We start from the raw sequence: 14,596 nt of genomic DNA, 5'->3' as shown, positions 1-14,596 counted from the left end.
CTGGTATTGCATTGTCATCATACGCACCCGTGTTAGTGTGAAATGGTGCGTGCAGGAATGCTTCTCCTTAGCTGCCGCGGCGGGGCCTCGAAGGCGATCATTCGCTAGGCCAACCCTCGCTGCGGAGTTAGCTGTGCCCGGCCAATCTTCCATCAAAGATTAAGAGAAAAGGCCCCAAGTCATGCGCAACGCACAAAAGCCCTCCGGAATGCCCATTCACCGGTACCTGCCTTTCCAGGACCAGATCAATGTCGAGCTCCCGGACCGCACCTGGCCGGACAAGGTCATCACCAAGGCTCCGCGCTGGTGCGCTGTGGACCTCCGTGACGGCAACCAGGCCCTGATCGACCCCATGAGCCCTGCCCGCAAGCTGAAGATGTTCCAGCTGCTGGTCAAGATGGGGTACAAGGAAATCGAAGTCGGCTTCCCGTCCGCTTCGCAGACCGACTTCGACTTCGTGCGGCAGCTCATCGAAGGCGGTCACATTCCGGATGACGTCTCCATCCAGGTCCTGACCCAGGCACGTGAACACCTCATCGAGCGCACCTACGAATCCCTCGTGGGCGCCAAGCAGGCAATCGTCCACCTGTACAACTCAACCTCGGTTCTGCAGCGCCGCGTCGTGTTCAACCAGGACGAGGACGGCATCCTGGACATCGCCCTCCAAGGTGCCCGCTTGTGCAAGAAGTACGAGGAAACACTCACGGATACCCACATCACGTACGAGTATTCGCCGGAGTCTTTCACCGGAACCGAACTTGAGTACGCAGCGCGCGTTTGCAACGCGATTGCCGACGTTTTCGAAGCATCCGCGGACAAGCAGGTCATCATCAACCTGCCCGCTACCGTGGAAATGGCCACCCCGAATGTCTACGCGGACTCCATCGAATGGATGCACCGTAACCTGCATCCCCGTGACGGCATCATCATCTCCCTCCACCCGCACAACGATCGCGGGACGGGCGTTGCCGCTGCAGAGTTGGGCTATCTGGCCGGCGCCGACCGCATCGAAGGCTGCTTGTTCGGCAACGGCGAGCGGACCGGCAACGTGGACCTGGTCACCCTCGGCCTGAACATGTTTGTCCAGGGCGTCGACCCGATGATCGACTTCTCCGACATCGATGAAGTCCGACGGACCGTGGAGTACTGCAACCAGCTGCCGGTTCCCGAGCGTTCCCCGTATGGCGGCGATCTGGTGTTCACGGCGTTCTCCGGCTCGCACCAGGACGCCATCAAGAAGGGCTTCGAAGCCCTCGAAAAGGACGCTGCCGCTGCCGGCAAGGCCGTGGACGACTTCACGTGGCAGGTTCCGTACTTGCCGATCGATCCCAAGGACCTGGGCCGCAGCTACGAGGCAGTCATCCGCGTCAACTCCCAGTCCGGCAAGGGCGGCGTGGCGTACCTGCTCAAGAACGAGCACAGCCTGGACCTGCCGCGCCGGGCCCAAATCGAGTTCTCCGGCGTCATCCAGCACCGCACCGACACCGTGGGCGGCGAAGTCAGCGGAGCCCAGTTGTGGGCGATGTTCCAGGACGAGTACTTGCCCGCCAGCACGGCCGACGGCCAGTGGGGACGCTATTCGCTGGGTTCCATCCGCACCGAAACCGATGAGTCCGGCGAGCTCACCCTGCACGCAGCCCTGCGCATTGACGGCACTGTAGTTCAGCGCACCGGCGCCGGCAACGGACCGATCGCGGCCATGCTGGACATCTTGCGCCAAGACGGCGTGGACGTCCGCGTCCTGGACTACTCGGAACATGCGCTGTCCGAAGGTGGCAGCGCCACCGCCGCGGCGTATGTGGAATGCGCCGTTGGCGAGCGGGTTCTCTGGGGTGTGGGCATCGATCCCAACACGAGCACCGCAGCGCTCAAGGCGGTCATCTCTGCCGTCAACCGTGCCATCAGGGCCGTCCGGGCATAGCCATGTGCCGTGCGGCGCCGTCAACACGGCGCCGCACGGCTTCACCGGACCTGAGAAGGCCCGGTGTGGTGCGAAGATTAACTGTGGCCAATCCTTCGTCGTTTGCAGCGCGCTCCTATCGGGACGATGCCGTCGTGCTGCGCACCCACAAGCTGGGCGAAGCGGACCGCATCATCACCTTGCTCACAAAGCACCATGGACAAGTCAGGGCGGTTGCCAAGGGCGTACGGCGCACCAGCAGCCGGTTCGGCGCCCGGCTGGAGCCGTTCATGGTCGCTGACCTGCAACTCGTGTCCGGCCGCACCTTGGATATTGTCACCCAGGCGGTCGCCAAGGGAGCCTATGGGAGCTCGATCGCCGCCGATTACTCCCGGTATACCGTTGCAGCCGCCATGACGGAAACGGCGGAGAAACTGACCGACGCCGACGCCGATTCCGGAACGGCCCAATACAACCTGCTTGTCGGGGCACTAGCTGCGTTGAGCCGTTCCGACCACCCGCCGGAACTCATTCTTGATTCCTACCTGCTCCGCGCTTTGGCAACCGGAGGCTGGGCACCCAGTTTCACGGATTGCGCCCGCTGCGGGGCGAGCGGTCCGCACACGGCTTTCTCCGCTCCTTTGGGCGGAATGATCTGCAACGACTGCCGCCCGCCCGGTTCGCCGGCACCCGCTCGCGAGACCGTCGTCTTGCTGGGCGCGCTGCTCACGGGGGACTGGGCTACCGCGGATAGCTCCGAATCCTTGCACCGCCGCGAGGCCGCCGGATTGGTGGCGAGCTACCTGCAATGGCATCTTGAACGAGCATTGAAGTCCCTCAAACATGTGGAGCGAAGCTGAAAGTGGCACTGGGAAAAAAGAAGACGGCAACGACGCGGACCGCGCCGGTGAAGGCCCCCTACCACCATCCTTCCGGCGCCAGGCCGCCGGCCATCCCCGCAGAACTGATACCGCAACACGTCGCCATCGTCATGGACGGCAACGGCCGCTGGGCGAACCAACGTGGGCTGCCGCGCATCGAGGGCCACAAGGCAGGGGAGCCGGCCCTGCTGGACGTGATGGCCGGGGCGATCGAACTGGGCATCAAATATGTCAGCGTCTATGCTTTCTCCACCGAAAACTGGCGTCGCTCTCCTGAAGAAGTGCGCTTTCTCATGGGATTTAACAAGGACGTGCTACGTCGGCAACGCAACCAGCTCGATGAATGGGGGGTGCGGATTCGCTGGGCGGGGCGGCGGCCCAGGCTGTGGGGTTCCGTCATCAAAGAGCTGGAGGATGCCGAGCAGTTCACGCGCGGCAACGACACCTGCACTTTGACCATGTGTGTTAACTACGGCGGCCGGGCCGAGATCGCCGATGCCGTGGCCGCGATTGCCCAGGATGTTGCCGATGGCCGCCTGAAGCCGGGTTCCGTCACCGAGAAGACCATCCAGAAGTACCTCGACGAACCGGACCTTCCGGACGTCGATCTGTTTCTACGGAGCTCCGGCGAGCAACGGCTCTCGAACTTCCTCTTGTGGCAATCGGCCTACGCGGAGTTCGTCTTCATGGACACGTTGTGGCCCGACGTCGACCGCAGGACGTTGTGGGACGCCGTCGAGATTTACGCCAAACGCGACCGCCGCTACGGAGGCGCCGTAGACGCTGCCGCACCCCGCTGACTGCGGCAAGGAATTGGCACAAGCGTGCCAACCGCTCAGTCCGGGTACGAAGCCAACCAGATGGCAACGTCTCTGTAGGCCTGCTGCCGGACGGTGCGCCGTGACAGGAACACATCGTGGAGCGCACCCGGATAGCGGAACACCGCAGTCCGGCGCCCGAGGCCCAGCGCCCGGCGGGCCGTCTGCTCGACGTCGATCACGGCGTCGACGCGCATAAGCTCCGCGGTCCACTCAGCCTGGATCCGGGTCCGGCCGGAAAGCAGCACGAGCACCGGAGCGTCGATATTGAGTTTGCGTTCGACGGCGGCGTGGCCCGCGAGGACTGCCTTGGTCCACCCTGCGCGGATCGGGAAGGAAGCGCGCGGCCGCCATTCCGGGTCAAGGGTCCATTCGCCGTGGGCCAGGTTGCTCACGCTTTCCCAGTAGGCGGGCATCTCCGGGAACCGGAAGGGACGCTTGGGGTCGGTACGGGCAAACGGCTCCACGACGTGCATCGCGATGCTGCGGATCAGGCTGCTGCCTTGGAGCTCCAACCACGGCGAATTCAATGTCAGCGTGGCAATGCGGCCGGGATTCCGGTCCGCCCACAGCGCCGCGATCAGGCCGCCCAGCGAATGGGCCAGGAGGTGGATTGTAGGTTCCTCCACGCTGCCCGTCAGCTCGGCAACATCCTGCCGGATCGCGCGGAGGGCGGCATCAAGGTCTTCGTCATAGACAGAAAGGTCAGTCGTGTAGCCGGGGGTCTGGCCCGGCCGCAGGCTTCGTCCGAACTTCCGCAAGTCAAGGGCATAGAAATGGAAGCCCGAGGCGCCCAGGAACTCAGCCAGTTCGGTCTGCATGAAGTAGTCGGCCCAGCCGTGGAGGTACAGCACCACCCTCGGCGGCCCCTGGCTGACAGGAACGACGCTCCGGCGTCGGCGTCGGGTGAATGCCGTCAAGGCATCCAGGAGCCCGTGCGGCACCGACGGTGCCGCCACGGGACGGACGTGCCGGACGAGGGTGGCGCAGGCGGGTCCCTCTTCGTCCGGCGGGAGTTCGAGTTCCAAGGCCTCGAACCCGCCCCCCAGAAAGTCCTGTTGCCAGACTGGCAACCCCAGTTCCGTGGTCATGGCGTTTCCCCCGATTGTCCCAGTTCGCGGCCTGCCGGAGGTTCCGTCCGCGGCCCGCTGGTGATGTACCCGTGAATCCAGCGGGCAAGCCTGTCATAGGCATCCGCGCGTACCGGACCGGCCGACAAGAAGACGTCGTGGAGGCCGCCATCCACCCGCTCCAGGGTGACCGTACGGCCCAGGGTCATCGCCCGGACGGCCATGGTGTTGACGTCCAGCACGGCGTCCGAGTGCCGCATGGACTCCTGCCAGACCATGCCGTTGGCGCTGGCTCCGGAAATCAGGACCAGGATCGGGATGTCTATCCTCAGCCCGCGGGCCACCCTCGTGTGGCCGCTGAGGACCGCACTGAGCCAACCGGCCCGCATGGGGAAGGCCAAGGGCGGACGGTACTTTTCGTCCAGGAGCCATTCGCCTTCGGCCGAGCTGCTGATGCTTCGGAAATAGAAGCCGCGTTCGGGCAGGCGCAGGATCGTCGTGGGTCGGAATCGCGCGAGCGGCTTCACCATGGTCTGCGCGGCGCGGCGGACCACGGAACTTCCATGCATTTCAAGCCACGGGCTGTTGAGTACGAGGTACTGAACAGAGCCAGGGTGGCTGCTGGCCCACAGAGCGGCGACGAGACCCCCGGTGGAATGTCCCATGAGCGTCAAAGAACCGGGCTCCTGGCCATGCTGACCGGCGGAACGGATCATGTCGATGGCCTTGCTGATTTCGGCGTCGTAGTCGTTCAGGTGCTCTACGTAACCGCCAGGACTGTCCGCTTGCAGGCTGCGGCCATGGTTGTGCATGTCCAACGCGTAGAAACGGAAGCCTTGTGCCGTCCAGAACTCCGCGAGGGCGACGTTGAAAAAGTAGTCGCTCCACCCGTGCAGGAACAGGACCGAGCGGTCGGCCGGAGGGGGAGAATCACAGGGGTTGCCGGCACCTTGGCGCGGAACATGGCGGACCAGCGTTGCGCGCCGGACCACTCCGTCAGGTCCAGCCGCCTCGAATGCGCAACTTTCGAAGTCCGCACCGAGGATGTCGGTCTGCCACTCCATGGGAACAGCTTAGACACTCGCCGCGGCATCGCGCCCGGCTGCGCGACCGGAGAACAGGCACCCGCCGAGGAACGTTCCTTCCAACGCCCGGTAGCCATGGATTCCTCCTCCACCGAAACCGGCAGCCTCACCAGCCGCGTACAAGCCGGGGACCGGAACGCCGGAATCGTCGAGCACGCGCGAGCGAAGGTCCGTTTGAAGTCCGCCGAGGCTCTTGCGCGTCAAAACGGAGAGCCGGACGGCCAGGAGGGGACCGTGTTTCGGGTCGCTGAGCCGGTGCGGAGGGGCAACACGCATGATCTTGTCGGTGGCGAAACGCCGGGCCGCCCGGATCGCGGCAAGTTGTGGATCCTTGCCCAGCCCACTCGCCACTTGCAAATCCCGATCGTGGATGAGGGAATCGAGCCGGGCGGGATCTATGAGCGCTGAACCTGTCAGCGCGTTCATTTTCGCGGCGAGCTCGGCGGCCGTTGGAGCTTGCAGGAAATCCACGCCACGGTCCAGGAAGAGGCGCAATGGAGAGTCGCTGCCGGGTTTGAGCCTGGAAACAAGGAGCCTGATGTCCTTGCCAGTCAGGTCCGGGTTCTGTTCCGAGCCGGACAGGGCGAACTCCTTCAGCGCGATGGTGCGGTTGCACACGAACCACGAATGTCCGTGCCCGCCCGCCAGGATATGCCGGAGGGCTCCCAGCGAATCGAAGCCCGGAAACAGCGGGGCGGGCAACTGCCTGCCCGTCGCGTCAATCCACAGCGCCGACGGACCGGGCAGGATGCGGATGCCGTGCGAAGGCCACACGGGGGAGTGGTTGTGGATGCCTTCGGGGTAGTGCCACATGCGGTCTCCATTGATGAGCCGCCCGCCGGCGGCTGCAGCGGCAGCGAGGAACTCGCCGTCGACCGACGCGGGTACACCGCTGAGCATGTGTTCCGGGGTGCTCCCGTCCGGCCATTGCCTGCGCACCATGGCATGGTTCCCGCCGATCCCGCCGGTGGTCACGATGATCGCGCCGGCGGTCGCCTCAAACCGCCCGACGACGGTCCTTGGCGATGCTTCGCCGCGTCCGGCTCCGGACGGCTCAAGAATCTCGCCGCTGACCCCTGTGGCGCGGTCCGCCGTCGTCGTTATTTCCGTGGCGCGATGCCGGAAGTGGAAGGACACCCTTCCGCGGGCCTCGCCTTCGTTCACTTTTGCCAGGAAGGGCTGCACGACGCCGGGTCCGGTGCCCCACGTGACGTGGAACCGCGGGACCGTGTTGCCGTGGCCTTGGGGACCATAACCGCCCCGTTCGGCCCACTGCACGAGCGGAAAGATCCGCACGCCAAGGGAGCGCAGCCACCGGCGCTTCTCGCCGGCGGCGAAATCCACATAGGCCTCCGCCCACAACCGGGCCCACGACTCCTCCGGCCGGTCAAAGGCAGCCGACGCCAGCCAATCCCTCAAGGCGAGTTCGGCACTGTCCTTGACACCCAGCCTCCGCTGCTCGGGAGAATTGACCAGGAACAGGCCGCCGAAAGACCAATGTGCCTGGCCGCCCACGGAGGCCGGCGGCTCCTGGTCCAAGACCGCAACGCGTTTGCCGGCGGCGTAGGCGTGGGCCGCGGCGACCAGCCCCGACAATCCCGCACCGATAACGATGACATCGGCTCTGATGATAGCCTCGGAGTGAACTCCATCACGTGGATTGCTCGGCATTCGTACATGCTACCGTCCGGTAACCGCCCTGGTTTGGTGCGGGACCCCTAAACCGGAAAACTAGGACCATGCGCGTTTACCCCACATTCTTCAAGTTGGCCTTCTCCTGGATGGACGCCGAAAAGGCCCACAAGATCGGCTTCCAGGCGATCCGCTTCGCACACCGTTCAGGAGCAGGACGCGTCCTCGCCAAAATGACGGCTCCCCACCCCTCCTTGCGCACCGAGGCTTTGGGGCTGACCTTCCCCTCACCCTTTGGCCTTGCGGCCGGCTTCGACAAAGAGGGCCATGGCATCGAGGCCCTCGCCGAGCTGGGCTTCGGCCACGTGGAAGTAGGTACTATCACGGGCCAGGCACAGCCCGGCAATGAGAAGCCACGGCTCTTCCGCTTGATCGAGGACAAAGCCGTGATCAACCGCATGGGCTTCAACAACGACGGCGCGGCAGCCGTGGCCCCGCGGCTCAAGGCCGCGCGGGCGGCATTGCAGCGGACCCATTCAGGGGTCCGTCCCGTGATCGGAGTCAACATCGGCAAGACCAAGGTTGTAGAGCTCGACGACGCCGTTGAGGACTATTTGGTCAGCGCCCGCAGCCTGGCACCCGCCGCCGACTACTTGGTAGTCAATGTCAGTTCACCCAATACGCCGGGATTGCGCCTGCTCCAGAACGTCGAAACGCTTCGTCCGCTCCTGCGCGCCGTCGGAGATGCGGCAGACGAATCCGCGGGGCGCCATGTGCCGTTGCTCGTCAAGATCGCACCGGATCTGAGTGACGAAGACATCGACGACGTCGCCCGCCTCGCCTTGGACCTCAAGCTCGACGGGATCATCGCCACAAACACCACCATCGGCCGGGAAGGCCTGGTGTCCGATCCGGTCAAAGTCGAGGCGTGCGGCGCCGGCGGACTCTCGGGCGCCCCGCTCAAGGGGCGTTCGCTCGAGGTGTTGCGCCGCCTGAAGGCCGCGGTGGGGGAGGGCCTCGTGCTCATCGCGGTCGGCGGAGTGCAGTCCGCGGCCGACGTCCAGGAACGGCTCGACGCCGGCGCAACCCTCGTGCAGGGTTACACGGCGTTCCTCTACGAAGGTCCGTTCTGGGCCGCCGGGATCAACAGGGCCTTGGCCAAACGTCGCAGTTAAGCGTCGCCGCCAGGCGCGGACAAACCAGAAAGACCCTGGAACAGTTGTTCCAGGGTCTTTCTGGTTCATGGACTCGGGTCCGTGGCGACGGATGGCTTTACGCGGGGTACTGGCCCCGCTGCACCTGCGGCTTGGGCAGGCGCAAGCGACGGAACTGCAGGGAACGCATGCTGCCGTACCAGACGGTGCCACGCTCGATGTCGCCGAACTTCTGCGTCAAGCCCTTGCGCAACTTGCGGGAAAGGACGAACACATCCGCGAAGACAGCGAGGAACATGACCCAGAAGCCGATCAGGATGTAGCTGAGGGCGTCGCTTCCCGAAGGAATGACGAAGGAGATCACGACGAAAAGCAGGGCACCGAACATCAAGTACTCACCGAGGCTGAAACGGGCATCGACATAATCGCGCGCGAAACGCTTCTGGGGTCCTTTGTCCCGCAGCGGCAGGTACTTCTCGTCCCCCGTGTCGAGGGCCTGGCGCATTTTCTGGCGCTGGTCCTGCACGGCGATACGCTCGGCTTCTTTCGAGGCCTTGCGGTCCGTCGGTACGAGGGGACGCTTGCGGGCTGCTTCCTGTTCCTTGCGCTTGGGCGTGGGAGCGCCCTTGCCAGCGCCTCTCACGGCGGGATCGGCGGCAAGCTGGTCTATTGAGTCTTGAGCGCTCGGCTCATCCTTTTTACGTCCAAACACCACTACAGAATACCCCGCAGGAACCGCGCGAAAGTCGCCGTGGCGCGCCGCCCGGCGAATGGGGCCGCCACGCCGCCCGGCCCGGTTCCCCAGCACCACTCGCGGCGGTAGTGTTTTCGCCATGACTTCAATGAATGCGGAGATCCCGCAGACCCTTTCCGGCGGCTCCGGCACGATCAATGTTGATGCGCTCAAGTCCTCGATCGATGCTTCCTTCGGCGAGACCATGGCTCGTTTGAAAGCCCTGGTCGCTATTCCGGGGATCGCATGGCCCAGCTTCGACCCGGCCGAACTCGAGCGAAGCGCCGAGGCTGTTGCCTCGCTGGTCCGCGAGTCGGGCTTCCAGGACGTACAGATCCTGCGCTGCGACAAGGCCGACGGGACCGCTGGGGGCCCTGCGATTGTTGCGCGCCGCCTCGCCGCGCCGGGCAAGCCCACCATCCTGCTGTACGCGCACCATGATGTGCAACCGCCGGGCGACGTGACCTTGTGGGACACCGAGCCGTTCGTGGCCGAGGAACGCGAGGGCCGCCTTTATGGCCGTGGCGCCGCAGACGACAAAGCCGGCATCATGGCCCACCTTGCTTCCTACGCCGCGGCAACCCAGGTGTTGGGAGACGACTTCGGCCTTGGAGTCACCTTGTTCTTCGAGGGCGAAGAAGAAGCCGGTTCACCCACCTTCCGCACTTTCCTCGAAACGCACCGCGACCTCCTCGAAGCGAGCGTCATCGTCGTAGCCGATTCCAGCAACTGGAAAGTCGGCGTACCGGCACTGACAACCAGTCTCCGCGGCCTGGTGGACGGTACCTTCGAAGTACGGGTGCTCGAACACGCCGTGCACTCCGGCATGTTCGGCGGTCCCGTACTGGATGCGCCGACCCTCCTGTCCCGCCTTATCGCCACGCTGCACGACGACGACGGCAACGTCGCGATCGAGGGCTTGGTAGCCAGGGATGACGTCGTGGAGGACGTGGACGAGGACCAGTACCGTGCCGACGCCTCAGTGCTCGACGGCGTGCGGCTCGCCGGCAGCGGCAGTATTGCGTCGAGGCTCTGGACCAAACCCGCCTTGTCTATCATCGGCATCGACGCACCCGCCGTCGACGTCGCATCCAACACGTTGCTCCCCGCTGCGAGGGCGAAGTTCAGCCTGCGCTTGGCTCCCGGGCAAGATCCCGATGCCGCCATGGACGCCGTCGGAAAACACCTCGCGGCGAACGCGCCTTTCGGAGCGAAGGTCACGTTCGTGCCGGGGGAGCGGGGCAACGCCTTCTCCACCGATACAGGATCAGCTGCCGCCCGGATCGCGATGTGGGCACTCGGTGAAGCCTGGGGTGTGCCCGCCGTCGAAATGGGGATCGGCGGATCAATCCCCTTCATCGCGGACCTGACCGAAACCTATCCTGATGTCCAGATCCTGGTGACTGGTGTCGAGGACCCGGATTCACGGGCCCACAGCGCCAACGAATCTCTCCACATCGGGGATTTCCGCAACGCAGTGCTGGCCGAGGCCCTGATGCTGGCCCGCCTGAACTCGGAAGGCCTCTGAGCCCACGCGCGCATCAGGCCGGGGAACAAGCCAAGGGTCCGGCCGGTTACGTTAGAAGTTATAGCTATGCGCCGGCTCGACGTAGCATGTAGCTATAGCCCGCACGTATTTGGGTAAGGGCAGGCAGCGCGTAGGCGCAGCCGCCAAGAGCGTCATAAGAAGGTAGGCCAATGAGCACTGCAACCAACGAAAACAGCACCGGAGCGCAGCTCGCAGGCGGCGAGCTTCCTGAGCACGAGGTCAAGTTGACCGATGTCGCAGCAGGTAAAGTCCGGAGCCTTCTCGAACAGGAGGGCCGCACGGACCTGCGGCTTCGCGTCGCTGTTCAGCCGGGCGGCTGCTCGGGCCTGATCTACCAGCTTTACTTCGACGAGCGCCTGCTCGACGGCGATGCCGTCCGCGACTACGACGGCGTCGAAGTGGTTGTCGACAAGATGAGCGTGCCGTACCTGAGCGGTGCGAGCATCGACTTCGAGGACACGATCTCCAAGCAGGGCTTCACGATCGACAACCCCAACGCCGGCGGGTCTTGCGCCTGCGGCGATTCGTTCCACTAACCGGGCATTCGCAGACTGTTGGCCCAGTTCAGGAACGGGTTAAACCCGTCCCGACGCACTGGGCCAGCATGTCGGCGAAAACCGCTTGGTAGCGGTAAGCTCTACATCGGGTAGTAAAACTTTAGTGTGCCCGGTGGGCCTTCCGCCTGCCGGGCTGCAGCAACAAGAGGAAGGGCCGTCTGTGAGTTCGCAGAACCGAACCGGCAGCCGACGCATAAAGATCACCTCGATCACTGGCTTGGCACTAGCCGGCGCGTTGGTTTTGACCGGATGTTCACCAGAGGTAGAAAAAGGCTGGTTGCCCACGGAACGTGGTACAACCAGCAACACCGATCGGATCATGGACCTCTGGGTCAACTCATGGATCGCCGCCCTCGTAGTCGGCATTATCACTTGGGGTCTGCTGGTTTGGTGCATCATCGCCTACAGGCGCCGCAAGGGCACCACGGGTTTCCCGAAGCAGCTTAGCTACAACCTCCCTCTGGAGGTCTTTTATTTGACCATTCCGCTGTTCATGGTGTTGGTGTTCTTCTACTTCACCAACCAGGACCAGCAGGCGATTGACGATCGCTCCAAGCCGGCCGACGTCACCATCGACGTCGTGGGCAAGCAATGGGCTTGGGACTTCAACTACGTCAAGGGCTCTGTCATCACCGATGACGTTCACGAAGCGGGCGTCCAGGCGCACCTCACGGGCAACGCCATCGACTTGAACCAGTTGCCGACGCTGTATCTGCCGGTCAACAAGTCGGTTGACCTCGAGCTGAATTCCCGCGACGTCATCCACTCTTTCTGGGTTCCGGCCTTCCTGCAGAAGCGCGACGTGATTCCCGGCAAGACCAACTACATCAGGTTGACCCCCACCAAGGAGGGCACCTATGACGGCAAGTGCGCCGAACTTTGCGGTGAATACCATTCTGAGATGTTGTTCCGCGTGAAGGTCGTTTCCGAAGCCGAGTTCCAGGCACACATGGATCAGCTTCGCCAGAGCGGCAACACCGGTCTTCTCGATTCGAAGTACGACCGCAACCCGAACCTGAACGCAAAGAATTAAGGGACGCGACGTGGCTACTTATACTCAATCAGCCGGGGTCCTAGAGGCTCCCGTAGTACCGAAATCCAAGGGACGCATCGTCGTCAACTGGATCACCTCCACGGACCACAAGACCATCGGGTACATGTACCTGATCGCGTCCTTCGTGTTCTTCTGCCTCGGCGGCGTCATGGCGCTGCTGATGCGTGCGGAGCTCTTCGAGCCCGGCATGCAGATCCTGCAGACCAAGGAGCAGTACAACCAGCTCTTCACCATGCACGGCACCGTGATGCTGCTGATGTTTGCGACGCCGCTCTTCGCCGGCTTCGCGAACGTCGTCATGCCGCTCCAGATCGGCGCCCCCGATGTCGCCTTCCCGCGACTGAACGCGCTGGCCTTCTGGTTCTTCCTTTTCGGCTCCACCATCGCCGTGTCCGGCTTCATCACTCCGCAAGGTGCCGCCTCCTTTGGCTGGTTCGCCTATGCGCCGCTGTCAGACACCACGTTCACCCCGGGCGTCGGCGGTGACCTTTGGGTCTTCGGCCTGGCGTTGTCCGGTTTCGGAACCATCCTGGGTGCGGTCAACTTCATCACCACCATCATCTGCATGCGCGCTCCCGGCATGACGATGTGGCGCATGCCGATCTTCACCTGGAACACCCTGGTGACGGCCATCCTGGTTCTCATGGCGTTCCCGCCGCTCGCGGCCGCACTCTTCGCCCTCGGCGCTGACCGGCGCTTCGGCGCCCACATCTTCGATCCGGAGAACGGCGGCGCTGTCTTGTGGCAGCACCTGTTCTGGTTCTTCGGCCACCCCGAGGTGTACATCATCGCGTTGCCGTTCTTTGGCATTGTCTCGGAGATCTTCCCGGTCTTCAGCCGCAAGCCGATCTTCGGCTACAAGGGCCTTGTCTACGCAACCATCGCGATCGCCGCTTTGTCGGTGACCGTGTGGGCGCACCACATGTATGTCACCGGATCGGTGCTGCTGCCGTTCTTCTCCTTCATGACGATGCTGATCGCGGTACCCACCGGCGTGAAGTTCTTCAACTGGATCGGCACCCTGTGGCAGGGCTCGATTACCTTCGAGACACCCATGCTCTGGAGCATCGGCTTCCTGGTCACCTTCCTCTTCGGCGGCCTGACCGGCATCATCCTGGCGTCCCCGCCGTTGGACTTCCACGTCTCGGACTCCTACTTCGTCGTGGCGCACTTCCACTACGTGGTCTTCGGCACCGTGGTGTTCGCAATGTTCGCAGGCTTCTACTTCTGGTGGCCCAAGTGGACCGGCAAGATGCTCAACGAGCGCCTCGGCAAGATCCACTTCTGGCTCCTGTTCCTGGGCTTCCACGGCACCTTCCTGATCCAGCACTGGCTCGGCGTAGAGGGTATGCCCCGGCGTTACGCCGACTACCTTCCGCAGGACGGTTTCACCTGGATGAACCAGTTCTCCACGATTTCGTCCTTCGTGCTCGGCGCCTCGCTCCTGCCGTTCTTCTGGAACGTCTACATCACGTGGCGCAGCAACAAAAAGGTCGAGGTCGACGATCCCTGGGGCTTTGGCGCCTCGCTCGAGTGGGCTACGTCCTGCCCGCCGCCGCGGCACAACTTCACGTCGCTGCCCCGCATTCGTTCCGAACGTCCTGCCTTGGACCTCCACCACCCGGAACTCGCGCAGCACCACACTTCCATGAGCCCTGAGCCGGCAGCAAGGGTGCTCGGCAACGCTGACCAGAAGGACGCGAAATGAAAATCGAATCTTGGATTTTTGGTGCGGGGAGCTTCTTCTTCGTACCGGTCGCGCTGGTTTACGGTTTCCTGAACAACTGGGATGAGTGGGTCGGCACCCTCGGCATCCTCCTGGTCGGTGGCCTGGCAGGCATGATCGGCGCATACCTCGGTTTCACGGGTAAGCGGGTCGGCATGCGTCCGGAGGACCGTCCGGACGCGGAGATCCACGAAGGCGCCGGCGAGCAGGGACACTTCAGCCCCTGGAGCTGGTGGCCGCTGGTGCTCGGCTTGTCTTGTGCAGGCGGGTTCCTTGGCTTGGCCGTAGGCTTCTGGATCACGTTCGTCGCCGCCGGCCTGGCTGTCGTAGCCCTGGTCGGTTGGGTGTTCGAATACAGCCGTGGAGACCACGCGCACTAGAAAAACACGTGAACAAAGACGGCGGGCCCCACCACTTGGTGGGGCCCGCCGTCTTTT

General features: G+C 63.8%; 13 protein-coding genes. 9 read left to right on the top strand and 4 right to left on the bottom strand.

The features are described 5' to 3' along the window. Positions 1–181 precede the first annotated feature (181 nt). The 3 genes from leuA (at position 182) to QRN45_RS08325 (ending at position 3,581) form a co-directional block, all read left to right on the top strand. The gene (gene leuA / locus QRN45_RS08335; RefSeq protein ID WP_078105126.1) at positions 182–1,921 is read left to right on the top strand and encodes a 2-isopropylmalate synthase; all 1,740 of its coding nucleotides are present in this window, start codon (positions 182–184) and stop codon (positions 1,919–1,921) included. 83 nt (positions 1,922–2,004) lie between these two features. Then, positions 2,005–2,760 (top strand): DNA repair protein RecO, encoded by a 756-nt coding sequence (gene recO / locus QRN45_RS08330; protein ID WP_264636457.1) that lies wholly within the window; start codon positions 2,005–2,007, stop codon positions 2,758–2,760. Between the two features lie 2 nt (positions 2,761–2,762). Further along, entirely contained in the window at positions 2,763–3,581 is an 819-nt protein-coding gene (locus QRN45_RS08325; protein ID WP_078105128.1) for an isoprenyl transferase, read from the top strand. Positions 3,582–3,616: 35 nt separating this feature from the next. On the opposite strand, the gene QRN45_RS08320 is transcribed toward QRN45_RS08325, so the two are convergent. The 3 genes from QRN45_RS08320 to QRN45_RS08310 are packed head-to-tail and all read right to left on the bottom strand — an operon-like array spanning position 3,617 to position 7,425. After that, positions 3,617–4,690 carry an alpha/beta hydrolase gene (locus QRN45_RS08320; protein ID WP_241710224.1) on the bottom strand — a complete coding sequence of 358 codons (1,074 nt, stop codon included), beginning with the start codon at positions 4,688–4,690 and terminating at the stop codon, positions 3,617–3,619. Then, positions 4,687–5,733: an alpha/beta hydrolase gene (locus tag QRN45_RS08315; RefSeq protein ID WP_241710223.1), complete on the bottom strand. Its 1,047-nt coding sequence runs from the start codon at positions 5,731–5,733 to the stop codon at positions 4,687–4,689. The genes QRN45_RS08320 and QRN45_RS08315 overlap by 4 nt, the downstream gene beginning before the upstream one ends. 9 nt (positions 5,734–5,742) lie before the next feature. Continuing rightward, positions 5,743–7,425 (bottom strand): FAD-binding dehydrogenase, encoded by a 1,683-nt coding sequence (locus tag QRN45_RS08310; RefSeq protein ID WP_241710222.1) that lies wholly within the window; start codon positions 7,423–7,425, stop codon positions 5,743–5,745. Positions 7,426–7,493: 68 nt separating this feature from the next. On the opposite strand from QRN45_RS08310, the gene QRN45_RS08305 reads away from it, so the two are divergent. Continuing rightward, the gene (locus tag QRN45_RS08305) at positions 7,494–8,561 is read left to right on the top strand and encodes a quinone-dependent dihydroorotate dehydrogenase (RefSeq protein WP_241710221.1); all 1,068 of its coding nucleotides are present in this window, start codon (positions 7,494–7,496) and stop codon (positions 8,559–8,561) included. A 97-nt stretch (positions 8,562–8,658) separates the two neighbouring features. Here the strand turns inward: QRN45_RS08305 and QRN45_RS08300 are convergent, their stop codons facing one another. After that, positions 8,659–9,252 carry a DUF3043 domain-containing protein gene (locus QRN45_RS08300; protein WP_078105139.1) on the bottom strand — a complete coding sequence of 198 codons (594 nt, stop codon included), beginning with the start codon at positions 9,250–9,252 and terminating at the stop codon, positions 8,659–8,661. A gap of 121 nt (positions 9,253–9,373) precedes the next feature. Here QRN45_RS08300 and QRN45_RS08295 point away from each other — a divergent pair, with 121 nt between their 5' ends. The 5 genes from QRN45_RS08295 to QRN45_RS08275 all read left to right on the top strand — a co-directional run bounded on the left by QRN45_RS08295 (position 9,374) and on the right by QRN45_RS08275 (position 14,539). Then, positions 9,374–10,801: a dipeptidase gene (locus tag QRN45_RS08295; protein WP_241710220.1), complete on the top strand. Its 1,428-nt coding sequence runs from the start codon at positions 9,374–9,376 to the stop codon at positions 10,799–10,801. Positions 10,802–10,971: 170 nt separating this feature from the next. Then, complete coding sequence (locus QRN45_RS08290; protein WP_059390004.1) at positions 10,972–11,358, top strand: HesB/IscA family protein; 387 nt, start codon at positions 10,972–10,974, stop codon at positions 11,356–11,358. Positions 11,359–11,539: 181 nt separating this feature from the next. After that, entirely contained in the window at positions 11,540–12,412 is an 873-nt protein-coding gene (ctaC, locus tag QRN45_RS08285; RefSeq protein ID WP_078105134.1) for an aa3-type cytochrome oxidase subunit II, read from the top strand. A gap of 10 nt (positions 12,413–12,422) precedes the next feature. Further along, a complete protein-coding gene (gene ctaD, locus QRN45_RS08280) occupies positions 12,423–14,141 on the top strand; it encodes an aa3-type cytochrome oxidase subunit I (RefSeq protein ID WP_241710219.1) in 1,719 nt (572 codons plus the stop codon). Beyond that, on the top strand, positions 14,138–14,539 hold the full coding sequence (locus QRN45_RS08275; RefSeq protein WP_078105136.1) for a cytochrome c oxidase subunit 4: 402 nt from the start codon (positions 14,138–14,140) through the stop codon (positions 14,537–14,539). Before ctaD ends, QRN45_RS08275 begins: the two co-directional genes overlap by 4 nt. Positions 14,540–14,596: the final 57 nt, after the last annotated feature.

The organism is Arthrobacter sp. efr-133-R2A-63, from assembly GCF_030209795.1.
Classification (GTDB): domain Bacteria; phylum Actinomycetota; class Actinomycetes; order Actinomycetales; family Micrococcaceae; genus Arthrobacter; species Arthrobacter bambusae_A.
This window is presented reverse-complemented; position numbering and strand designations above follow the sequence as displayed.

Excerpts from the sequence above, each read along its gene's own strand:
- leuA (WP_078105126.1), top strand. The coding sequence starts at position 182 with ATGCGCAACGCACAAAAGCCCTCCGGAATGCCCATTCACCGGTACCTG.
- QRN45_RS08320 (WP_241710224.1), bottom strand. The coding sequence starts at position 4,690 with ATGACCACGGAACTGGGGTTGCCAGTCTGGCAACAGGACTTTCTGGGG.
- QRN45_RS08315 (WP_241710223.1), bottom strand. The coding sequence starts at position 5,733 with ATGGAGTGGCAGACCGACATCCTCGGTGCGGACTTCGAAAGTTGCGCA.
- QRN45_RS08310 (WP_241710222.1), bottom strand. The coding sequence starts at position 7,425 with ATGCCGAGCAATCCACGTGATGGAGTTCACTCCGAGGCTATCATCAGA.
- QRN45_RS08305 (WP_241710221.1), top strand. The coding sequence starts at position 7,494 with ATGCGCGTTTACCCCACATTCTTCAAGTTGGCCTTCTCCTGGATGGAC.
- QRN45_RS08295 (WP_241710220.1), top strand. The coding sequence starts at position 9,374 with ATGACTTCAATGAATGCGGAGATCCCGCAGACCCTTTCCGGCGGCTCC.
- QRN45_RS08290 (WP_059390004.1), top strand. The coding sequence starts at position 10,972 with ATGAGCACTGCAACCAACGAAAACAGCACCGGAGCGCAGCTCGCAGGC.
- QRN45_RS08275 (WP_078105136.1), top strand. The coding sequence starts at position 14,138 with ATGAAAATCGAATCTTGGATTTTTGGTGCGGGGAGCTTCTTCTTCGTA.